The 21,739-nt window shown below is 68.9% G+C and carries 20 protein-coding genes; 6 read left to right on the top strand and 14 right to left on the bottom strand.

Annotated elements, in window-relative coordinates; translation table 11 throughout:
- Positions 1-289 precede the first annotated feature (289 nt).
- The 4 genes from IG54_RS0121195 to IG54_RS0121180 all read right to left on the bottom strand — a co-directional run bounded on the left by IG54_RS0121195 (position 290) and on the right by IG54_RS0121180 (position 5,204).
- Positions 290-1,729, bottom strand: a complete 1,440-nt coding sequence (locus IG54_RS0121195; RefSeq protein WP_199809567.1) for an MFS transporter — start codon at positions 1,727-1,729, stop codon at positions 290-292.
- Between the two features lie 800 nt (positions 1,730-2,529).
- Entirely contained in the window at positions 2,530-2,754 is a 225-nt protein-coding gene (rpmB, locus tag IG54_RS40380; RefSeq protein WP_078594325.1) for a 50S ribosomal protein L28, read from the bottom strand.
- A 243-nt stretch (positions 2,755-2,997) separates the two neighbouring features.
- A complete protein-coding gene (locus IG54_RS0121185; protein ID WP_030786584.1) occupies positions 2,998-3,603 on the bottom strand; it encodes a response regulator transcription factor in 606 nt (201 codons plus the stop codon).
- A gap of 140 nt (positions 3,604-3,743) precedes the next feature.
- Positions 3,744-5,204 carry an MFS transporter gene (locus IG54_RS0121180; protein ID WP_030786582.1) on the bottom strand — a complete coding sequence of 487 codons (1,461 nt, stop codon included), beginning with the start codon at positions 5,202-5,204 and terminating at the stop codon, positions 3,744-3,746.
- Between the two features lie 632 nt (positions 5,205-5,836).
- On the opposite strand from IG54_RS0121180, the gene IG54_RS0121175 reads away from it, so the two are divergent.
- Complete coding sequence (locus tag IG54_RS0121175) at positions 5,837-6,718, top strand: IS5 family transposase (RefSeq protein ID WP_030786580.1); 882 nt, start codon at positions 5,837-5,839, stop codon at positions 6,716-6,718.
- Positions 6,719-6,827: 109 nt separating this feature from the next.
- Here the strand turns inward: IG54_RS0121175 and IG54_RS0121170 are convergent, their stop codons facing one another.
- The 5 genes from IG54_RS0121170 to IG54_RS0121150 form a co-directional block, all read right to left on the bottom strand.
- Positions 6,828-7,172 carry a peptidase inhibitor family I36 protein gene (locus IG54_RS0121170; RefSeq protein ID WP_030786578.1) on the bottom strand — a complete coding sequence of 115 codons (345 nt, stop codon included), beginning with the start codon at positions 7,170-7,172 and terminating at the stop codon, positions 6,828-6,830.
- Between the two features lie 211 nt (positions 7,173-7,383).
- A complete protein-coding gene (locus IG54_RS0121165) occupies positions 7,384-8,289 on the bottom strand; it encodes an SAM-dependent methyltransferase (RefSeq protein ID WP_030786575.1) in 906 nt (301 codons plus the stop codon).
- Between the two features lie 80 nt (positions 8,290-8,369).
- Entirely contained in the window at positions 8,370-9,476 is a 1,107-nt protein-coding gene (locus tag IG54_RS0121160) for an NAD(P)-dependent alcohol dehydrogenase (protein WP_030786572.1), read from the bottom strand.
- On the bottom strand, positions 9,473-10,309 hold the full coding sequence (locus tag IG54_RS39680; RefSeq protein WP_063756246.1) for an aldehyde dehydrogenase family protein: 837 nt from the start codon (positions 10,307-10,309) through the stop codon (positions 9,473-9,475). The genes IG54_RS0121160 and IG54_RS39680 overlap by 4 nt, the downstream gene beginning before the upstream one ends.
- A gap of 8 nt (positions 10,310-10,317) precedes the next feature.
- A complete protein-coding gene (locus IG54_RS0121150) occupies positions 10,318-11,073 on the bottom strand; it encodes a (5-formylfuran-3-yl)methyl phosphate synthase (protein ID WP_030786566.1) in 756 nt (251 codons plus the stop codon).
- A 1,375-nt stretch (positions 11,074-12,448) separates the two neighbouring features.
- On the opposite strand from IG54_RS0121150, the gene IG54_RS42080 reads away from it, so the two are divergent.
- Genes IG54_RS42080 through IG54_RS0121135 form a run of 3 tightly spaced genes read left to right on the top strand, consistent with a single transcriptional unit; the run spans position 12,449 to position 13,559 of the window.
- Positions 12,449-12,781 (top strand): hypothetical protein, encoded by a 333-nt coding sequence (locus IG54_RS42080; RefSeq protein WP_158708896.1) that lies wholly within the window; start codon positions 12,449-12,451, stop codon positions 12,779-12,781.
- Positions 12,741-13,070 carry a hypothetical protein gene (locus tag IG54_RS0121140; protein ID WP_030786560.1) on the top strand — a complete coding sequence of 110 codons (330 nt, stop codon included), beginning with the start codon at positions 12,741-12,743 and terminating at the stop codon, positions 13,068-13,070. Before IG54_RS42080 ends, IG54_RS0121140 begins: the two co-directional genes overlap by 41 nt.
- 9 nt (positions 13,071-13,079) lie before the next feature.
- Complete coding sequence (locus tag IG54_RS0121135) at positions 13,080-13,559, top strand: hypothetical protein (protein ID WP_030786557.1); 480 nt, start codon at positions 13,080-13,082, stop codon at positions 13,557-13,559.
- A 245-nt stretch (positions 13,560-13,804) separates the two neighbouring features.
- Here IG54_RS0121135 and IG54_RS0121130 read toward each other — a convergent pair whose 3' ends face one another.
- The gene (locus IG54_RS0121130) at positions 13,805-14,254 is read right to left on the bottom strand and encodes an SRPBCC family protein (RefSeq protein ID WP_030786554.1); all 450 of its coding nucleotides are present in this window, start codon (positions 14,252-14,254) and stop codon (positions 13,805-13,807) included.
- A gap of 292 nt (positions 14,255-14,546) precedes the next feature.
- Between IG54_RS0121130 and IG54_RS0121125 the strand changes: the two genes are divergently transcribed.
- The gene (locus IG54_RS0121125; RefSeq protein ID WP_051819753.1) at positions 14,547-15,902 is read left to right on the top strand and encodes a hypothetical protein; all 1,356 of its coding nucleotides are present in this window, start codon (positions 14,547-14,549) and stop codon (positions 15,900-15,902) included.
- A complete protein-coding gene (locus IG54_RS0121120) occupies positions 15,899-16,822 on the top strand; it encodes an AAA family ATPase (protein WP_051819751.1) in 924 nt (307 codons plus the stop codon). The genes IG54_RS0121125 and IG54_RS0121120 overlap by 4 nt, the downstream gene beginning before the upstream one ends.
- A gap of 99 nt (positions 16,823-16,921) precedes the next feature.
- Here the strand turns inward: IG54_RS0121120 and IG54_RS0121115 are convergent, their stop codons facing one another.
- From IG54_RS0121115 to IG54_RS0121095, 4 genes are all read right to left on the bottom strand, one after another.
- Complete coding sequence (locus IG54_RS0121115) at positions 16,922-18,160, bottom strand: FUSC family protein (protein WP_037897520.1); 1,239 nt, start codon at positions 18,158-18,160, stop codon at positions 16,922-16,924.
- Between the two features lie 989 nt (positions 18,161-19,149).
- Positions 19,150-19,806, bottom strand: a complete 657-nt coding sequence (locus IG54_RS0121105; RefSeq protein ID WP_234336283.1) for a hypothetical protein — start codon at positions 19,804-19,806, stop codon at positions 19,150-19,152.
- 483 nt (positions 19,807-20,289) lie between these two features.
- Positions 20,290-21,234 (bottom strand): Gfo/Idh/MocA family protein, encoded by a 945-nt coding sequence (locus IG54_RS0121100; RefSeq protein WP_030786526.1) that lies wholly within the window; start codon positions 21,232-21,234, stop codon positions 20,290-20,292.
- Positions 21,235-21,299: 65 nt separating this feature from the next.
- Positions 21,300-21,704 carry a VOC family protein gene (locus IG54_RS0121095; protein WP_030786524.1) on the bottom strand — a complete coding sequence of 135 codons (405 nt, stop codon included), beginning with the start codon at positions 21,702-21,704 and terminating at the stop codon, positions 21,300-21,302.
- Positions 21,705-21,739: the final 35 nt, after the last annotated feature.

Raw genomic sequence — 21,739 nt, 5'->3', positions numbered from 1 at the left:
AGGATCCAACAGGCGGTTCTGCTCATGGTCACCGACAACGCACGCTGCTCATCACCCGCGGAATCCGGTGTTTACGCAGGAGACAGTGCTCACCAACTCGCGGAACCTACAGTTCCGCGGTTTCGCAAGCACTTCCGCGTGATCACGAGCACCGTTCGAGCATTTCCGCGTGATCAAGGTCAGCGGTAACGTTCAGTAGTGGCCAGTTATCGGCTTTGGGCACTCTTCCGGTAGAGAGGTTGCACATCTAGCCGGGGTCCGCCCGGTGAGGGCGGACCCCGGCGGTGGGTCAGGCGGCCTTGCCCGGCTTGGGCAGCCGGAACATCAGCGCCCACATCACCGCAAGAGCGGCGACGATGTACCAGATACTGCCCGCGAACGCTTCGGTCACCGTGGTGCCGTGGCTACCTGCGGGGGCGTGATTGAAGAACACCACGGAGGCCGTCGCGATACCGAGTGCGGTACCGATCTGCATGGCGGTGTTGAACAGTCCCGCAGCAGAGCCTGCGTCCTCGTGGCCGACCTGGCTGAGGGTGAGCCCGGCGAGACCCGCGCCGACCATGCCGAAACCGGCACCGACGAGGATCATCGGGGCGACGGCGGCCACGAACGGCGTCTCAGTTTGCTGGGCGGAGACCATCAGCTGGTAGCCCGCCAGCGTGAGAGCGATCAGTGCGGCTCCAGTCTGCGGCACGCGCCGCATGTGGCGTCCCGCCCACTTGGAGGCCAGCATGGCGCCGGCCATGCCGCCGATGGAGATGGCGACGGATGCCGGAGCGAACTGCCCGGGCGTAAGTCCGAGGCCGGACTGCATGAACAGCACCCACGTCAGCAAGAAGAGACCGGAGACCAGACCGAAGACCAGCTGCGCGGCGAGCCCGCCGGCGAACGCCTTGCTCTTGAAGAGAGACAGCGCCACCAGCGCGGACCCGTCCTTTGCGGTCTTGGCGCGCTGCTGGGCCACGAACACGGCCAGCACGACCACACCTGCGGCGAGCATGAAGAAGCTCCAGAGAGGCCAGTGCTTCTCGCCGCCCACGGTGAGCGGGTAGGCGATCAGCAGGAGACCCATTGAGGAGAGCAGCATGCCCAGCGGGTCCAGGCGCCTGGCCTGCTGGTCACGAGACTCCGGGATGAACTTCAGAGCGAAGAGCACGGTGGCCGCGCCGATCGGCAGGTTGATCAGGAAGATCGTCCGCCACCCCAGACCGGCGATGTCGGCGGCGGTCAGGACAGCGCCCAGGACCGGCCCGAGGACGCCGCCGAGCGACATGATCATGCCGTACATGCCGAACGCCTTGGCCTGGGATTCGCCCTGGAAGGTGACCGCGATGGTGGCCATGACCTGTGGCACCATGACCGCCGCTCCGGCGCCCTGGAGGGCGCGGGCGGCGACCAGGAAGTCCGGGCCGGTAGCGAGTCCGCACAGCAGCGAGGCCAGCGTGAACAGCATGGTGCCGGCGATGAAGACCCGCTTGCGCCCGAAGAGGTCACCCAGGCGCCCGCCGGTGATCAGGGCGAGGGCGAAGGTGAGGGTGTAGGCGGCGGGGATCCACTGCACGGCGGCGCTGGAGGCGCCGGTGTCCGTCTGGATGGACGGCAGTGCGGTATGGACGATGGAACCGTCGAGCGCGTTCATCAGCTCGGCGATCAGGATCACGACGAGCGTGATCGTGGCAGCACGGGCAGCGCCGGTGGGGCGGCCGGTGGTGTGGGTGTCGGTTGACACGGTGGAGATTCCTGTTCGCGTACAGAAGGGGAAAGGGGCGGGGGCAGCCTGGGCATGCCCCCGCACGCCGTCTGGCGCGACAGGGGGAAACAGGGGGCAACGAACCCAGGCCATCAGGGAGCACCGCCGTCGAGGCATGCGTCAGCGGTCCACCATCGCGGACAACCGGAAGAGCGCCTCAAAAACGAGCGGCTGCTTACTCGGCCTGGGGGATAGGTCATCACCTCGGAACACAGCGCCGGACCCCAGAACGGGCACCGACGGAAATACAACGGAACTACATCAGCCTAAAACGACCTCGGGCCTCCATGCAACGGAATAAAATTCGCTTGTGCCGAGGCGTCGCAGCGTCGCCGCAGCGAGTACGTCATTCGCTCACCACTCCCCTGACCCGGAGGCGCGCCTTGCCGTGGATGCGTGGCTGACGCACCCGACCTGGTGAGGGGCCGGCGCCAAGGCATATCAATCCTCGATTGCGGGGCGCAGACGGCTCAGCAGGCGCTCACTGTGGTGTCCGTAGTTCGGGTCATTGAGGGGTGCCGAGATGAAGTCGGTGCGCACAAGGCGGCGTTTCAGGCGTACCTCGAGGCAACCGACGCAAAGGACGTTGTCCTCGGCAGCACCAGCGCATTCCCACACACCGTCGAGTACGGTGTACCACTCGTCAGGGCCGTCCACGGGAGCGGTCGGCAATCCGCAGTCGTCACAAGGGAATTCACTCCTTGCCGGAGAACGCCGGGCACCAGGCGCCGCAGCGCGGATGCGGCTGAAGAGCCTGGGCACCAGTTTCTCCCGCATTTTTACGCGGAAACGCGGCGGTCCACCTTGCCCGCCTTGATGCAAGAGGTGCACACGTTCATGCGCAGAGGCGTTCCGTCCTTGACGGCCCGGACCGACTGAATGTTGGGGTTGAAACGGCGGCTTGACCGTCCCCGGACGTGCCGGCTCTGGGCGCGGGACCCGGAGCGGGCCACACGCTTACCGAAGCTGGGCTGCTTGCTGCACACATCACACCGACTGGACACGATGTCTCCTTCTCGTTCAGATCATGGACGGCAGCGGCTCATTCGTGGGCCGACCGGGCTCAGATTCTTCCAAGTCACGACGACCCACGAACCGGTTCCGGACCCGGCATTTTCCGGCTGTCGCCGCGCTGACCAGCGGTTATAGAAGATTCAGGGGCCGCCGTAGGGGTGCCATGCAGGTGAAATGCATGGTTTCTCGTGCAGATTTCATTCGGGGGGGCGCGGTGACGGATGGGGGTACGGTCAGATCCAGCCGCGGGCGGAGGCGGTGCGTATCGCCTCGATGCGGTTGCGTGCCCCGACTTTGCGGTTGATGGCGGCCAGGTTGTTGCGGACCGTCCCGGGTGAGAGATGCAGGATCTCGGCGATCTCGGGAGGCGTGTGACCGTGCGCGGCCAGGCGCAGCAGGTCGGTGTCGCGTTCGCTGAGCGGGTTGTCAGGGGTGTGCAGAGCGTCAGTGACGAGCCGCGGGTCCAGGACGCGGTCACCGCGTGCGACCTTGCGGACGGAGTCGGCCAGTTCGCTGACCGATACACCTTTGCTCAGGAACCCTTCGACCCCGACCTCCAGAGCAGTTCGCAGGGCGCTGGCGCGTTCCAGCGTAGTCAGGATGACGATGCGGCAGGCGGGCAGTGCGTCTCTGAGCTGTGCGGCGGCCGAGAGCCCGTCCTGGCCGGGGAGGTGGGCGTCGAGCAGCGCCACCGTGGGGCGGGTGCGCCGGGCGTTCGGCACGATCTCGTCGCCTCGTGGAACCTGCGCGACCACCTGCATGCCAGGTTCGGATGCAAGGACGACAGCCAGCGCTTCGCGCGTCAGCCGCAGGCCATCGGCGATCAACAGTCGGATCATGGGGGGCGGTTGTTCCTCGTTGACGGACTCATGGGCGGGCTAAAGCAGCGGTCAGGACTGCTGGTCGTAGACCCTGCCGTCCGGGCGGCTGCCCCGCTCCGGGGCCCGGGCGTTGCCGTACGGGCCCCGGAGGGCTGGTTCTAGTGCGTGGCGTGGCGCTTGGGCAGCCAGAGCATGAGGGCCCACATCGCCAGCAAGGCGCCGATGACGTACCAGAGGGTGCCGGTGAACGCGGCGGTGACTGTGGCGCCGTGGCTACCGGCCGGGGCGTGCGCGAAGAACGCCACGGCGGTCAATGCCGTGCCCAGCGCAATGCCGAGCTGGGTCGAGCTGTTGAACAGCCCGGAGGCGGACCCGGCGTGGTCGTGGTCGACCTGGCGCAGTGTTATGTCGGCCAAGGCTGCTCCGATCATGCCGAGGCCGAGGCCGACCGGCAGCATGGGCACAACCGTCAACGCCGGGGAAAGGCCGGTGCTCTGGTCTGTGATCAGCCACGCGTATATCACCAGGGTGGCCGCGGCCAGCAGTGCTCCGGCCTGCGGGGCGCGCCTGCCGTGCCGGACGGCCAGACTCATCGCCAGCCAGGCGCCGGCCATCTCACCCACCGAGGCCGCCACAAAGCCTGTCGCCGCCTGCCGGGGAGAAAGCCCGAGTCCGTCCTGCATGAACAGGGTCCACGCCAGGAAGAACACACCGGACAGCAGCCCGAAGACGAGCTGCGCGGACAGACCCGCGGTGAACGCCCTGCGCTTGAACAGCTCCAGAACAACGAGTGGATCGCGGCCTCGTGCGGTTCTGGTCCGCTGCTGGACCAGGAAGACCGCCAGGGTCAGCAGCCCCCAGGCCATCATGAGGAAGCTCCAGACGGGCCAGTGGTGTGCGCCGCCGACAGTGAGCGGGTAGGCGATCAGGAGCAGGCCCAGGCTGGCCAAGATCATGCCCGTAAGGTCCAGGCGCCGGGCTGTGAGGTCGCGGGATTCGCGCAGGTACCGCAGGCCGAGGAGCACGGTGGCCAGTCCGATGGGGACATTGATCAGGAAGATCGGGCGCCATCCGAGGCCGAAGAGATCGGCGCTGGTGAGCACCCCGCCCAGGACCGGTCCGGCAACACTGCCCAGCGACATGATGGTGCCGTAGAGGCTGAACGCCCTGGCACGGGAGCCTTCGTCGAAGCTGATGTGCAAGGTGGCCAGGACCTGAGGAACCATGACCGCTGCGGCGCCGCCCTGGATGACGCGGGCAGCGATCAGCAGAGCGGGCGAACCGGCCAGACCACAGAGCAGCGATGCTGCGGTGAAGACGCCGGTACCCAGGAGGAAGAGCCGCTTGCGGCCGTGGAGATCGCCGAGTCGGCCGCCGGTGATCAGTCCGAGGGCGAAGGTCAGCGCGTAGGCGGCGTGGATCCACTGCACGGCGGCGCCCGAAGCGCCGGTGTCGTGCTGAATGGAGGGCAGGGCTGTATAGACGACGGAGCCGTCGAGGGCATTCATCAGCTCCGCCACCAGGACGACGACCAGCATGACGGTGCGACCACTGCCGGGACGGTTGCCCGTGGAGGCGGAGCGGGAGGAGGAGGAGGAGGCTTTGGTGTCAGCAGACACAACGCAGTTCCTGTTCTGGCGGACAGAAAAGGGGGGAGATGGGCAGGCCAGGCATGCCCATCCCGCTCACTGCGCGACAGGAAAATTCGGGTACGGCAACGCCCAGGCCGAAGGGCAGACCGCTGCTGAGAGACGACCGCGCGCTACTGCACAGAGCAGGGGGTCAAGCCTCATGACAAGCGGTTCTCAGGCCTGGGAGATAAGTCATCACCTCATGACATTTACGAACGGAGCGGACAGCTCCACGAGCGACCTCAGGCTACGTCCCTGGTGACAAGGCCAGCAATCGAATTTCGCTTCTCTAGGCTCCCACCCCGGGCCGCATCGCGGACCTCCTGCAGTGCGAGAGAGACTCGCGCCTGGAGGCTCCCACCAGGGAATTCTTCATATGCGCAGCGGATCTCCGGTGCCATTTACGGCCCCGGACCACGCTAGGAATATGGGCCTCCACCTGGATGCAACCGTGTTGACTGCACGCCCACGTCGTGCAGTCAGCACGAACACCGCTTGTCGCTTGACAACCGCAGCTGGGCCACTACGTGCCCCGCAGCCCAGACAGGGCTTGCTCGCGCCTCTTAGGGCCTGTCCGGTGGGTCGTGTGACTGGCTTGTGTCTTGATCGTTCATCTCAGCGTGGGGCGAGGCGATCTGACGGATGCTGAATGGGCGCGGCTGAGGCCGCACTTGCCGTGGAACGTCGGGCGGGGCGGGAGTTGGAAGGATCATCGTCGGGTGGTCAACGGGATTCTGTTCCGGCTGAGGACGGGTATTCCGTGGCGGGATCTGCCAGCGCGGTTCGGGAAGTGGAAGACGATGCACGACCGGCATCGTCGCTGGTCGGCGGATGGCACGTGGGAGAGGGTTCTGCGGGCTGTCCAGGCTGATGCCGACGCGACCGGCGGTATCGACTGGTCGATGGTGAGCGTGGACTCCACGGTGTGCCGGGCTCACCAGCATGCCGCGGGCGCCCGCAGGGAGGCGCCACGCAATTCCGGGAAGCGCACCCGTCCGGTGCAGCACCGTCCCGACGAGGGCCTGGGCCGTTCCCGGGGCGGGCTGACGACGAAGATCCACGTGGTCGGTGAGGGCGGATTGCGGCCGCTGGCCACGCTGGTCACTCCTGGGCAATGGGGTGACGCGCCGCAGATGGTTCCGCTCCTGGAGCGAGTGAGGGTGCATCGCCCGGCCGGTGGCCGTCCTCGTACCCGCCCCGGCCATTTGGGCGGCGACAAAGCTTACTCGTCGCTCCGGAATCGCCGGTATCTGCGGCGCAGGCAGATCAAGCACACCATTCCCGAGCGCAAGGACCAACAGGCCAACCGGAAGCGGCGGGGCAGCGCGGGCGGCAGGCCCACCGGCTTCGACACGACGGTCTACAAGCGTCGCAACGAGGTGGAGCGGCTGATCAACCGGTTGAAGAATTACCGGGCCGTGGCCACCCGCTTCGACAAGAGAGCGTACGTGTTCCACGGCAGCGTGACCGCCGCTTCCGTACGCCTTTGGATTCGTCCCTGACCGGGCGGGCCGATGTCTAAGAAGCGTCTGCTGGGTGCAGCACCGGGCCCCTCCAGCCGTCGCTCACCCACTGAGACTCGAGCAGCCGGAAGGGCCGTCGGCGGCGGGGCTACTGGTTGAAGATGACGGAGCGGAACTTCAGGCCCTCGCCGCCGAAGCCGCTGTACGCCCTCAGGGAGAAGGACTCGCCCTCGCATTCGAGGTCGCTATAGACGGTGACGATGCTGTTGGTGCGGTTACGCGGGGAGTGCGCGGGAGTCGCGCTCGGGTCGGCGACCTCGGCCAGGTCGATGCACTCGCGGCCCTTGGGATCGTTCAGCCTGGCCTCGATGGTCTTGCCGTCGCGGTTGTAGGTGAAGACGAACTGGCCGGTCGCGGCGTTGGCGGAGGTAGGCAGGGTGACGACGAGCGCGAGCGCGCCCAGGGCGGCGGCGAGGGAAGTACGGAAACGCATGAGGGCATCCTTAGACGGAGGGGTGGATTCCTCCCCAGGCTGTCCATGCCACCACCGACTCAAGACGGGGAGCAGCGAGCTTTCATCCGTTCGTGAACGCCGAAACCTTTCCGCAGCGGCCATGTGGGGGCCCCGCGTCACACCCCGGCCACTGATCTATCGGACAGGCCCTAGAAGCCCCGTACGGGCGCCATCGTGAGTGCTGCGGGCGTCATGGCCGGGGTTTGTGTGCGAACACCCACCGGTTCCCCTCCAGCGCGTCGTTCGGCTCGGGGAGGGGGCCACGTCCGTGGCGACGGGTGAAGTCGAAGGGCGTATGCATCGCGGTGGACCAGCCCTTGGCCGTCAGGTCTCCCGCCGAGTCGGGTCGTGGTCCCTTGGCGAAGAGGTGGAGCAGGTCGATGCCGATCTGTTCTCGCGTCGCCGTGTAGATCGCGCTGTCGCGGTAGGCCAGGAGGTCCTTCTCCAGCTTGGCCTCGAAGGCCAGAGCACTTCCGGCGGTGGTCAGCCTGTCCACCGTGTCGATGAGGTACGTCTCGGCGGGGCCCGGCAAGTAGAAGAGGAGCCCCTCGGCCAGCCACACGCTCGGCACGGCCGGGTCGAAGCCGGAGGTGGTCAGCGTGCTGGCCCAGTCCGCGCGCAGATCGACCGGTACGGGGACGCGTTTCACCTTCGGGGCGGCTGACACGTCCGTGAGCACCTGCTGCTTGAAGGCCAGCACGCCCGCCCTGTCGATCTCGAAGACGACGCAGTCGGACGGCAGGTCCAGTCGGAAGGCGCGGGTGTCCAACCCGGCACCCAGTAGGACGACTTGGCAGGCGCCGGTACCGACCGACCGGAGGAGGAAGTCGTCGAGGGTCCTCGTCCGCAGACCGAAGTAGCGGGCGAATCGCCCCCACAGCGGGTCGGCGTCCCCAGCCGGAACCTGCTCGATGCGTACCGGCCACCGCGCGCAGGCGGGGGCCGCGCGCACGAAGTGTTCCGCGTGGACGTCCTGGGCCAGGCTGTCGTGGCGGTGGGTCTCGATCGCCCGCGCCGCGGCGACCAGGAGGGCGGTCAAGCCCACTCCCCCGTCCACGCTTTCCACGTCTGTGTGCTGCGACGCCGTGCCGGTCATGCTTCCTCCGTCGGTGGGGGTGGGGGACGCGAGATGCGCACTCGTCGGATGGGGCGAGTCCCCGGTGCCGTGCGCCTCGCTCATCGGCTCGCCCTCTCCGGGAGCAGGACGGGTTTGACCACCCGGCCCGCGTCACAGTCGCGTTCGGCCTCGTTGATGTCGGCCAGCGGGTAGGTGCGGAGCAGCTGGTCGAAGGGGAAGAGGCCGGCCTGCCACAGTCGGATCAACCGGGGTATCAGCACTGCGGGTACGGCGTCCCCCTCGCAGATGTGACGGATGCCGCGGCCCTGGTCGAGTGCGCCCGGTTCGAGGGACAGCGGAGTGTGCAGGCGCGCCACCAGGCCGAGGCTGCCGGTGGGGCGGAGGGCTTGGAGCGCCGCGTTGATGAGGGGCGGCGCGGCCGTGGTGTCCAGGGCGTACTGGGCGCCGCCGTCGGTCAGGCGCCGGATCCGCCCGGGCAGGTCGGGTGCCTCGGCGTGGAGCGGGGTCGCGCCGAGCCGTTCGGCGAGGGCGAGCCGCTCAGGATGTCGGTCGACGGCGACGGCCGAGACGCCGGCGGCGGTGGCCGCCATCACCGCGGCCAGGCCCACGGCTCCGGCGCCGAAGACCGTCAGGTGGTCGCCGGGGCCCGCGCCGAAGGAGTTCAGCACGGCTCCGGCACCCGTGAGGAAGCCACAGCCGAGGGGCCCGAGCAGTTCGAGCGGCAGTGCGGGGTCGACCCGGACGGCGTTGCGGGCCGGGACGAGCGCGTACGCGGCGAACGAGGACTGGCCGAACCAACGGGGCGCGAGTGCTTTGCCGGTCGGGTCGGTGAGCCGCGGCGGCTTCTCTTCGCGTCCTCCGAAGAGGTTGAGGGAGGCGAAGGAGTCGCAGTAGGCCGGAGCACCGCTGCGGCAGTTCCGGCAGTGCCCGCAGGAGTCGAAGCTCAGCACGACGTGGTCGCCCACATTGACCGCGAGGTCAGGGCCGCTACCGGTCCTCACCACGACTCCGGAGCCCTCGTGGCCGAGGACGGCCGGCAGGGGGCTGCGGCCGGCGGATCGCCGGACCGCGAGATCGGTCCGGCACATCCCGGAGCCCGCGATCTCCACCAGGATCTCGCCGACGGCGGGCTCGGTCTGCAGGTCCACCTCCTCGACCGTGAACGGGCCCTCGTACGAGCGCAGTACGGCCGCCTGGAACCTCATCGCCACGCCCCCGGCGGGTGGTGGACGGCGAACGGCCGCAGGTTGCCGCACAGCGCCCACGGTCCGCCCGCCACGCCGACGCCGCTGTCCTTGACGCCTGCGAAGGGCGGGCCGAGGGACAGTTCGGCGTGGTGATTTATACAGGCCGTACCGCGTTCGAGCCGGTCGGCTACCGCCTCGGTCCGGTGGGGGTCGGTGCCGAACTGCTCCTGGGTCACCACCGGGCTGTCGGGCGGGATGTCGGGCGGGATGTCGGTGAACATCGCAGGAGCGAAGAAGTACCCCGGTCCGTCCAGTCGGTGGCCGCGGTACGCAGCGCGGGCGCCGGCCGCCAGCGCCCGCTGAGTAAGCCGCTGGACCCGGGCCAGTTGGGGGGCGTTGTTGACCGGGCCGGGGCGGGAGGCGAGGCGGGCGCCGTGCGGTTCGCGGCCGGTGGGCCCGGGTGCGAACTTCGCCGCCGCGAGCTGGAGAGAGAAGTTCCATGGCACGATCGCGGCGCCGGATCCGCGGGGTCGCCAGCGGACCTTGCTGTGCACGGGCCGGCCCTCGGTGATTCGCCGGGTCCTGGGGGCCAGATCGGCAACGTAGCGCAGGCGAGCCGCCGGACAGGCGGTTTCCGCAGGCGACTCGGCCAGGGGCTTGCCCTGTCCCGTGTGAGCAGTCGGGCGAGGTCGTCGTCGGCCGGCCCCCACGGGGTCGGCCACCGCGCGCAGAGCCGTGATGCGGGCAGCGGCGTCGGCACGCCAGCTGTGCCAGGCCTGGCGGGACCGGTCAGTGACGGGAAAACGCCCGGCCCCGCGTCCGGCCACACGGTGGCGCTCGCAGCTCGGCATGCCGGTGGTCAACTCACGGCGCTGACGCCGGCCGCGTGCTCTTGGGCGTGCCGTTCCATCTCCGCCCGGAAGCCTGCCACCAAATGCGGACGGATCCTGCCAGTGTTGCGGTCGCCGCCCTCGCAGACCGCTCCGCGCACCCCGACGATGTCCGTGCCGATGCCGGTCAGCGGGCCGAGATCGGCCTGCTTGATGCTGCCCGCGAGGGCGGCGAGCAGGCCAGCGGCGTGGGCCAGCCGGACGAACTCGGCGCATGCGTCCGGCGGCACGTGATCGAAGAGCCGCGTCCCGTCCTTGATCGCGGTGTCGAGCATGGCCGCGTCGGCACCGGCGCGGGCCGCGATGTCGGGTAGGGCGAGCGGGTTGACGCAGCCGACCCGGTGGGCGTCGGCGTAGCCGGAGGCGACGACGAGCGCGTCCGGGCGGTGGTCCTTCACGGCCCGGACGACCGCGCGCATGACATCGATGCCCTGCTCGGGCGTCGTGCATCCGTAGAGACCGACCTTGATGTACGTGGCGCCGGAGACGACCGCGCCGAGCGCGGCCTGTGCCACCGTGCCCGGCTTGTACGGAACGTCGCCCACGGTGGCGGAGACCGGTTTGTCCGCCGGTATCGCTTCGCGGATCTCCCGGATGACCCAGGGGAAGTTCGCGCCGAGAGAGCCCTCGTCAGGCTTCTTGACGTCGACTATGTCGAGATGCTCGGCCGCCTTCGCACAGTCGAGGGCCTCCTCGACACCGTCCGGAGAGATGAGAAGCAACACCGTGAACTCCTTCCGCCGCAAGTCCGCCCGGCCGAGGGGCAGGGGACCGCGGATCACTGGTTCATGTGCGGTGTGCTCATGGTTTCCGTCACCCGGGGGAACTGGGAGGGCGCACAGAGTGCCTATTGGCGCTCATGCTTACGTGTGATGCGCCGTGCATAGCGGAGCAAACCGGACCCTCTGGCAACGTTTCGCCCGGCTGGCGAACCTCTCGTGGGGTTGTTGACAGCTACCTCTTGCTTTGCGAAAACTAGCGCAGGGGTTGTCACGGGCAGCCGCTAGCGTTCACCGGCCGATCGCTTGAACTCAGGGTCAGACGCGGGCAGCCCGGAGGGGAGTTGGACTCCGCCATATGTTCTGGTCCGGACCCTCCATCATTACCGGACGGATCTCACAGTTCGTCGCCAGTCACTCTGCGCCGAGCCAGATAACTGACCCCCCATATAGCTGCGCAGAGCGCTACCAGCCAAAGACCTGCCGGCTTTCCGGCGACGGCCAGGGCCAGGCCAATACCCGCTCCACAGGCAAGGAGGAACGTGGCGATCATAAAGAGCCGGGAAGTCGCCTGTTTTCTCCTGAAGTAATCGTCCTGCATGTCGATAGCGCCTCCACTTGATGAAGTTCACGGCCCGGCCCTCAGGTGCTGGCTACCCGACGGCAGAGTTGACGGCTTCAGAAGCTACTTGCCCTGCTGCCCCGCGATCCGGAGAACCACACAGCCTGGCCGCCGACGGCGGAGGCTCCAGCCGTCGGGATCGAGCCGCCCAGCATGATGCTTTCGCATGCGTACCGAAACCGGCGCCCACCACGAAACTGGTCCGGCGTTCCAGCGTCCGCGATCGCCCGATCTTCCTGGCGTACGGGACGGAGCACCCTCAAGACTCTGGGCGTTTTCCGATCCCTGAACGGAGAAACGCATCATGCGGTTATCACCGGTGCCACGAACGAGCACCACGTCCCGATCCGGCCCGCGTGGCTCATGGTGGGGAGCGGTCCTGACCACGCTGCTCACCGTCGGCCTGCTCGAAGGCGTCGTGCCCGGGCCGGGTGGTCAAGCGGCGCGGGCGGACGGAAAGCCTGCGGGGACGGCGCGGCAGGCCGCCGAGCGGGCCCCGTCGTTCGCCACGTACAACATGGAGGGTTCCAATCGCGGCCAGCGCTGGACCGGTGAAGCCGGCCCGTTGACGGAGCAGCACGAGGTCCTTGCCCTCCAGGAGGTCGGCAGCGGCCCGCCGACCGACGCGCACGGTACGGAGCCCGAGTCGATCCCCATCTCCATGGACGCGACGCGGCCCCCGGCCTGCCGCGCTCGGTCAACCACTCGCGTTGGCAGTACGGTCGTTCGACCGGTGACGGTGGCCGGCCGCCGCGCCACGTGTACTACCTGCAGACCGACCCGCAGCACAGCCGCACGACGGGGCGGGACGCGTGGATAGGCGGCCGGGTCAACCTCGCGATCGTCACCGCCGAAGAGGCCGCCGAGGTCCGCGTCATCGAGAACCCGATGTACAACCCGAGCGAGACCAACAACGCGTACCGCCTTCGCCGGGCCCTGGGCGTGCGGATCGGCAACACCGTCTACTACAACATGCACGCGCGCGGCCGCGGACGTCGGCGGCCTGCTCCGGGGCATCCGCGACGCGACCCGGCCCGGCGAGCGGTGGGTCATGCTCGGCAACTTCAACCTCGACATCCGCAACCGCAGTGACGAGCAGGCCCGGAACCAGAATCTCCATCTGGGTGCCGACGAACAGCTGGTACGGCCGAACAGGGCCACGCACCAGAACGGCGGCGAGCTGGACTACGCGATCACCCACGGCATGCCCCGGTACACCGCGGCCGTCCCCTCAGGGCGCGGCGCCGACCACTATACGGTGCAGTTCGCACCCCACCCCACTCCCGTGACGGCCGCGCCCGACCGCGCGACCCACGCCCGGACCGGGTGGGTCATGAGCGTGACGAACGACGGCTGTGTGATCAGCGGCAGCGACCGGTAGCGGTTCCGCATGGGCACCGTCGAGGGGCACTGGTACCGCTTCAATTACGGGGACAGCCCGCCCGGCGCCTCTGCCGCCCGCGGCGCCCGCGCGGGCCGGGCGGCGAGGCCCCGGGGATGCCCCGGTCTCAACCCATGGCTGCCGCTGCAGGTCCTGTTGCTGCCGTGCGACGGCAGCCAGGCCCAGCGGTGGTGGGACAACTTCCGCGCCGTGGAGGAGAAGACCTGGGAGCCCGGAGAGAGCAGAACCCGGCTGCGCGCGTCGAACGGCCTCTACCTCTCCGCCCGTGACGGGGTAAAGAGCGACGGGGCCGAGCTGACCACCTACAGCCACGGGGACATCTCGCGCCGGGACATCCAGTACGCCGGCCCCGGTGACAACATCGCGCGGATCAAGGGGATCGACACTGAGGGAGACGGAGGACGTGACGGTCGACGAGTGCGGCACCGACGCGCGTCAGCGCTGGGCGATCGCACCGTGACGCCTTAGCGGTGAAGACGTCGTAGGGGCGAAGGTGTCGTAACCGCGGCAAGACAGGGCCCTGCTGTGGTCGGGTGGCGGTTCACGGCCAGGTGACCCGCCCCTCGACCACCTCCGCCTCGCTGCCGACCGGCAGACCCCGGCCCTGGCAGGCCGTGCGTTCCGCTGATTCGGGCAAGAGAACCACGCTCGCGGCCAGTTGCTCAGCGCCGCGGGGCCGTTTGTAGTGGAGCAGGGGTGCCGGGCCCGGCCGCTCAGTCGAAAGTGCTGGCCAGGTAGGCGTTGCACATTCTGATGAGGCGGGGCATGTACCGGCTCAGGAGGAGTCGGTCGACGATGCGTCCGACGCGCCCCAGCGGTGAGGCGAAGTCGACGACGTCTCTCATGATGGTGCCCCCGGCACCGTCCGGCTCGAAGTGGTGGGCGTGACGCCATCGCTTGAAGGGTCCGGACTCCTGCTCGTCCACGAAGCATCGGGGCCGGTCGTAGCCGGTGATGCGGGCCTTGAGCCGCCAGGTCAGGCCGAGATGGCGAGCTTGGAAGGTCACCGTGTCACCGAGGGCCAGCTCTCCCCGAGTCTTGCCGCCGACCGCGCGCTCCGACGACTCGCCCATGGAGCGGGTATGCGCCTCCACGTCCAGACATACCGCGAACACCCGGTCCGGGGGCGCGGCGACGGCTGTCACCACCTCGAAATGCGGCACAAGCTCACCCTAGACGCTGGGTGTTCCGGGCCCATGTCCGGGTCGGGCGCAGGTCTCACCTCCGACTCGGCGGTCCGGGAAACGACCTCGAAAGTATGAATGCCGGACAGTCGGCCAGCCCATGCGTCTACTGGTGGCATCCGCGGTGTCGGTCAGTCGTTCGTCTTGGCTGTGTGCGCGGCTTCGTCGCTGGGAACGAGTCGCCCGGCGATGTCCGGGAACGGGCCGCAGGGCCCTGGGCGTTCGTATCCGATCCCGCCGGACCGTTGGTCGATCTCGATCGAGGAGCCTCGTGTCGACTGTTCCCACATCCATCGTCCTGGTCGACGGTGAGCACTATCCGCCGGTGACCGCGCGGGCGATCGCGCGCATGCGCGAGGCCGGGGAACACGTCGTCCTGGCACTGCTGGTGGGCGGCGGGGAGAAACTGGGCACCCGCGCCCTGGACCTGGGGGTGCCGGTCCGCACGGCGCAGGACCCGGAACGCGCGCTGGCCGCGGCCATCGTCGAGACGGGCGCCACGCGGGTACTGGACCTGTCGGACGAGCCGGTCCTGCACAACACCCGCCGCTTTCGCATGGCTTCGATCGCGGTGTGGCGCGAGGCCTCGTATGTCGGCCCCGATTTCGTGTTCACCCCACCGCACCGGCCCCCGGTGTGCGGCGCCGCCTCGGTGGCGGTGATCGGGATGGGCAAGCGCACCGGCAAGACCGCGGTATCCGGCGCCGCCGCCCGCGCCTATCGACACGCGGGGTTGGCCCCGGTGATCGTGGCGATGGGCCGAGGCGGTCCCGCCGAACCCCAAGCCGTGGCGGCCGACGCCGGTTTGACGCCCGAGACCCTGCTCGAGTGGGCCGACCGGGGCCGGCACGCCGCAAGCGACCACATCGAGGACGCCCTGACGACGGGCGTGCCCACCGTGGGGACCTGGCGGGCCGGAGGCGGCCTAGCCGGCGCCCCGTTCCACACCGACTACGACCGTGCCCTCGAAAAGGCCGTCGGTCTCGATCCGGAAGTGCTGGTGCTGGAGTCCAGCGGGGCGTCCATCCCTCCGGCCGCCGCCGACGCGACGATCCTGGTGGTGGACGTGCACATCGACCCGGTCGACCTCTACGGCTACTTCGGTCTCTACCGCCTGCTGCTGGCCGACCTGGTGGTCTTGACCATGTGCGAGGGCGACGAGGGCCGCAGACGCGCGGAAGCGATCGAGGCGGGCATCGCCGAACACTACGTCTCGCGCCCCAACACCATCCGTGCCGTCCTGCGCCCGTACCCCATGGCCGATGTGGCCGGCAAGCAGTTGTGGCTGGCCACCACGGCGCCACGGCAAGCGGGTTCCACGCTCGCCGCGCACCTCGAACACGTTCACGGCGCGCACGTCGTGGGCATCAGCCACGCCCTGGGCGACCGCCGACAACTGGCCCACGATCTCGGGGAACGCGCACCCGAGGCCGACGTCCTGGCCGTCGAACTGAAGGCGGCCGGCGTGGACGTCGTCACCCGCTTCGGCGCCGAACACGGCATCGAGACGGTCTACGTCGACAACCGTCCCCTCACCCTCGACGGCGACACCCTCGACCCCCACCTGCTGTCCGTGGCCCACCTGGCCCGCCGACGACACGCGACCGCGGGAGAAGAACACGGATGAACGCCACCACGCCGGGCATCGAGATCCACACCGGCTCTCAACGTCTGCCCTTCTCCGAGGGGCTGCTCGCCTCCTCGTTCATGACCGCCGGAGTACTCCCCGGCGAGGCGTTCGCCGCCGCCCGACGCGTGCACGAGCGGCTGACCGCCCAAGCACTCCCCCTCGTTACGACCCGCACATTGCGCGATCTGGCATGCGCGGTCCTGGGCGAGATCGACGAACAGCACGCGCGTCGCTACCGGCGATGGCAGCGCGTCGACAACCTCCAGGCACCGCTGATCGTCCTGCTGGGCGGCGTCACCGGTGTGGGCAAGTCCACGATCGCGACCCAACTGGCCGTACGGTTGCGCATGACTCGGGTCATCTCCACCGACGCCGTCCGCGCAGTCCTGCGCGCCGCGGTTCCACAGGATCTGCTTCCCGCTCTGCACACCTCCAGCTTCCACGTCGTACCCTCGCCCTGCCCCACCCCCGAAGAACCGGCCGAGGCCCTGATCACCTCCTTCCGGGAACAGGTCCAGGCCGTCTCCGTGGGCGCCCGGGCCGTCATCGCCCGTGCCGTCGAGGAACGGACGTCGATCATCGTCGAGGGCTCCCACGTGGTCCCCGGCCACCTGGCGCACTGGGCCCGTCAATTCCCCCGAACCCTCCTGCTGCCCGTCGTGCTGACGGTGTCCGACGCCGACACTCACAGGAACCACTTCCTGCGCAGAGGCCGTGAAACCGGATCCCGCGTCGGAGAGCGCTACCTTCGCGAGTTCGACAACATCCGCCTCATCCAGGCCTGGCTGTGCGGCCAGGCCGTCGACCACGGCGTCACCGTCATCGAGGTCACCGAGAGCGAGGCCGTCCTCCAGGACATCGTCGCCGTCATCGCCGACACCGCGCCCGCCAAGGGGGCGGGCGCCGAGCGCGACTGATGGCGAGCCATCCGTATCTCCGCGTTCGGTTGGCGGACGCGGAACGAGCAGGACCTCGATCGACGCGTGGGTGCCGTCGCGCTCGCCGTGGGCCGGATCTCACGTCTCCACGGCCGGCTGCCGCTCCGTGCCGCTCTCGCCGCGCAGTCGGCGGCGCAGCGCCGCGAGCCGCGGATGGCGTTCGTTGAGCTCCACCGAGCGGCGGTCCAGCTCCTGTATGAGGCGCTCGGTGCGCTTGTCGAGGTCCAGCTCGTCGAGGATCCGGTCGATCTCGGCGAGCAGCGCGCCGTGCAGCTGCCACTGCCTGGGGTGCTCCTGCACGTCTTCCAGCAGCATCTCGGCGACTTGGTCGCGGGTGGTCCGGCTCGCGGCCAGGGCCTCGGTCAGCCGCTCCTCGGCCTGCTCCGCGTTGGCGGCCACCTGGGTGGTGATCAGCCGGGCGAAGCTCTCGATGGCCTCGGCCACCTGCTCGAACAGCTGTTGAAGGCCGGCCGACACATCCGGCGGGAACAGCGGCTCGTCCGTACGGAACTTCGCCAGGTCGGTCAGGCTTCGGGTCAGCACTCGCAGCACCACCGCGCAGATCTCCAGGGTGTCCAGCCCCGTCCGGAGCACCACCCGGGACAGCAGCCCCTGCCGTACGCGCGGGTTCATCCGCAGGCTCTCCTCCGCCTGCCGCAGCGAGGCGTCGACCTCCACGATGTCGTGGTCCAGCCGCCGCGCCTCGTGCAGTCTGGCGGCCGCGTGCGGGAAGGGGAGGTTGCCCCCGGCGATCTCCGTGCCCATGGTGCGGAACATCCGGCCCATCCCGCGCGCCAGCCCGTCGATGGACATCCCCGCCGACTGCGTCCATACAGGGGGCGCGAACAGCAGGTTGAACAGCAGACCCACCCCGGCGCCGATCAGCGTCTCCAGGACCCGGTGCCAGGCCGCCGACGTGGCCTGGGAGACGCCCAGGACCAGCATCGCGCTGATCGCCACCTCGGGCACGAACTCGTTCACTCGTACGAAACGGCCAATGATCAGGGAGGTGAAGATCGTCAGGCCCAGGCTCCACCAGGTCAGCCCTACCAGGGCGGTGAAGCCGATGGCGATGAGGACGCCGACGATGACGGAGTTCACGCGTCGAATGCCGGTGGTGAGGGTCGCGTACAGGGTGACCTGGACGACCAGGAGCGCGGTGAGCGGGGCCGTCAGGGGAGCGGGTTGCGCGGGCAGGACCATCAAGGCGGCGCTGAATGAGATGACGGCCGCGGCCGTGGAGCGCAGGGTCTGCGCGGCGACGGGTTCGGTGGTCCGCCGCACCAGTTTGATCACGGGGGCTGATACGTCCGGCATGACATTCACGTTCCCGATCATGAGCTTCTCACCACACTTCAGCACGAGAGCCCCCCAAACGCCGTTTCGTACCGCCCGTCACGTGCGCCCCCGGCAGCCGCTCCCCCGGCGTCTGCCGCTCGACTTCGTCCACGGACAGGCAGGACCCGCCGAGCCCCAAGCCGAGACCGCGCTCGGCGTGGCCTTGGTGGCTGATCACCTGTCACAGGCCGGCCTGCCCTCGGACCCGCCTCGGGTGCCCGGTGAGGACGGCGTCCGCGTGCGGAATCCGTGCCGGCAGCGGCCACCATCTTGGTCGCAGGCCACTACCACACCCCCCGCGCCTACCAACGCCGCTTCCCTCAGGGGCAGTTGGCCGTATGGGGACCCAATGGGATTTTGGCGTTGGGGACGGAGGCCTAGGTTGTAAGGTCATGCCGGAGCGGAGGCGGGAGGGGCGCTGTGGGACGAAAGCGGATAGGGATCGTCTCCGCCATCGACGAGGGCAACGACTCGGCACTCCGGTACTTGATCTTGCATCTCTATACTTTGCAGAGCGGCTTCGAGTTCGAGTCCTGGAGTTCGTGCTGACGCTCACGGTGCGAGAAGCGGTCGCCGCTGTCTCCCCTCGCTTGCGAGGCTCAGTACCCCTGGGAACGAAGGGCCGTCAGAAGGTGATGTCGTCGTATCTCTGCGGCTTTCGCAGAAGCGCCTTGGAGGAAGACGGGGTCTCGAATTTGAGCCCGGACGTGGAAGTCATGCTGTCCAAGTCATGGATCTGAACGGCTGATGACTCCTCGTCGCCAGCCGGGGTGGGAGCATGTGCGCAGCACCTTGCGACGGGACGGTACGCAACAGCTTCTGACGTTGCTCCAGACGACTCTCGCGGCAGTGCTGATAGCCGGCTTGATCGTTGCTCTCGGGCTGAAGTAGGCGACGGACACATCACCATCCCCCCGATCAAAGGTGATCAGCGATTACCTCTGGCAGCGGGGCCCGGCGCAGCCGGATCAGGCGCGAAGGGTGACGCCGAAACGGGTCCTCATCCGTCGCAGTTCCCACAGCGAGACGGCTGTCACCGACAGCGGTCCGCCCAGCAGGGAGCAGAACTGGACGGCGGGCGGGCCCCCCGGCATGCCGCCGCCGATCAGGTTGAAGACCGCGAACACCCACACCAGCACCATGGTCAGGACCGGCGGCAGCAGCGGGTGGACCTGGGCGCTGTTGAAGGCGCTGCGGGCCGAGTACAGCGACGCCATGAAGAAGAAGGGGAAACCCCACACGATCACGATGATCGCGGCGACGCCCAGTACGTACTCCCACCAACTCCTCCCGTCGTTGACGTCGATGGCCTGCGCCGTGAGGGCGAGGATTCCGCTGATGACGACCAACGTCAGCACGTACCAGCCGACCGCCTTGAGCGGAGCGCGCAGCCGGGAGCGCAGATGCGGCCGCAGGTGCGAGGGCGCGTAATAGAGGAATCCGACGATGACCAGGGGTCCGGCGATGAGCAGCACCAACGGGGCGACGATGAGGTTGGCGACGCCGCTCCACGCCGCGTCCTCCAAGCGGTTCCGGTCCACGTTGTAGGCGAGGATCAGGGCGATGGTGGCTGCGGCACCCAGCACCGTGCGCGCCAGCTGGACGCGGTCCACGGCCCGGTCCACTATTCGGCCCTCACCCTCCTGCGCGAAAAGCCGGGTGGCGACGCGATGCGCCGAGCGCAGGATCGCGGAGACGAACCCGAAGAGCGAGAAGTACGACAGGCAGCCGCGGGAACGCCGGGCGGCAGGCCTCGTGGGCTGGGGGGCGTAGGGGTACGGAGCCGGGTTCGGGTTCGGGTTCGGATACGGGCCCGGATTCGGTGGCGGCGGACCGTACGGGCCGCCCGGCGGTGATCCGTGAGGAGCGCCCCAGCCGCCCTGGCCTCCCGGGCCGTTGCCGCCAGACTGACCCGGGCCGTTGCCCGGCCCCCATCCCCCCGTAGCCATGCCGTTCCCCGTTCGACTTTCGGCCAGTTGCCGCGTGTCCTGTGACGCCACGCACGGCGCAGTGTAGTGGCACACCGGGTGACAGAGGTCGCGCGCGTTGCCGGTCACGGCGCCCCGCTGCTCGCGCGCTCAGGGTGGCGCGGCAGCAGGGCCGGGCGGTCACGCGGCGGGGTTGACCTGCTCGTTGATTCGGCAGGTCAGGTCCAGCGCGGCCAGGGCGCTCGCCGGGCTGATCTCGTTGGTGGCCTCACCGCGCAGCACAGCCAGTACGTGGTCGATCATCGCCGTGTACTGGTTGGCGGCGGCCAGCTTCACCTCGCGGGCGCCCTCCTCGGTGTAGGCGGTGAGAGTGCCGGTCGGTTTGCCGTCGTAGCCCATGGCCGAGGTCCACTCGAGGACGCCGTGGGTGAAGGCGGCGGTGTAGCCGCTGCGGGCGCCCCACGGCTTGGGCCGCAGCGAGGAGAGCGAGCTGCGGGCGATCGCGCCGTCGAAGGCGAGGGTGGCCTCGACCGCGCCGGCGTCCGCGTCGCGCCCCACCGCGGTGACGTGCACCTGGCCCGGTGTGCCGAGGGCGCGGGTGATCAGGTCCAGGTCGCTGTGCATGGCCTCCATCGGCAGCTGCTGCAGCCCGAGCGAGGCGCCCGGCCACAGCAGAGCGACCGCGTTCCAGCAGGTCAGTTCCTGGAGTCGGCCGTAGGTACCGTCGCGTACGGCGTCGGTGAGGGCCTGGTTGGCAGGGATGAACCGTTCGAACATGTCCACGAACACGTGCTGGTCGCTCGACTCGGCGGCCGCCACGATCCTGCGGCCCTCCTCCAGGGAACCGGCCATGGGCAGTTCGGTCAGAACGTGCTTGCCGGCCTCCAGTGCGCGCAGCACCATCGGTGCGTGCAGCGGGATGGGCAGACAGACATCGACCAAGTCGAAGGAGGGGTCGGTGAAGGCCGCGTCCAGGTCCGTGCCGGCGGCGAACCCGAACTGTCCGGCCACCCCTGCGGTCTTGTCCGCGTCGCGGCCGAACATCACCACCTCTACGTCGTCACGGGCGGCGTAGACGGCGGCGTGCGCCTGGCCGAAGTTGGTTCCCAACAGGGCTATCTTCATGAGGGTTTGGTTCCTTTCCATGGGTGGTCAGGTAGGGCTCCTGTGGTCAGCAGGGACTCCTGTGGTCAGGAGGGCTGGGTCTGGCTGATGCACAGCGGCTGGCCGCAGGGGTCCAGCAGAACGGTCCAGTGCTCGCCGCCGGGCTGGAAGTCGGGCTTGCTCGCCCCGAGTTCCAGCAGCCGCTTCTCCGCGGCGACCACATCGGGGAACGCCAGATCCATGTGGAAGGGCAGGTCCTGCTGGGGCCAGGCGGGTGCGGTGAAGGAGCTGGACGTCCAGAAGACGTACATCGTGCCGCCGACGGTGACGGGGAAGGCGACCTCATTGCCGTGTTCGTCGGGGTAGGGCTCGCCTACCTCGCTGCCCAGCGCGGCGGCGTAGAACTCGGCGAGCCGACGCCCGTCATCGGCCCAGATCGCGTACGAGATCACCGAGCCCTTGAGGGCATCAGCGGAGTGGGAGGTGCTCATGGTGGAGGTTTCCTTTCCTCGGTGGCGCGGCTGCT

Source organism: Streptomyces sp. NRRL S-920, from assembly GCF_000717945.1.
GTDB lineage: Bacteria > Actinomycetota > Actinomycetes > Streptomycetales > Streptomycetaceae > Streptomyces > Streptomyces alboniger.
Note: the sequence above shows the minus strand (reverse complement) of the source record. Positions and strands in the feature narration are given on the sequence as shown.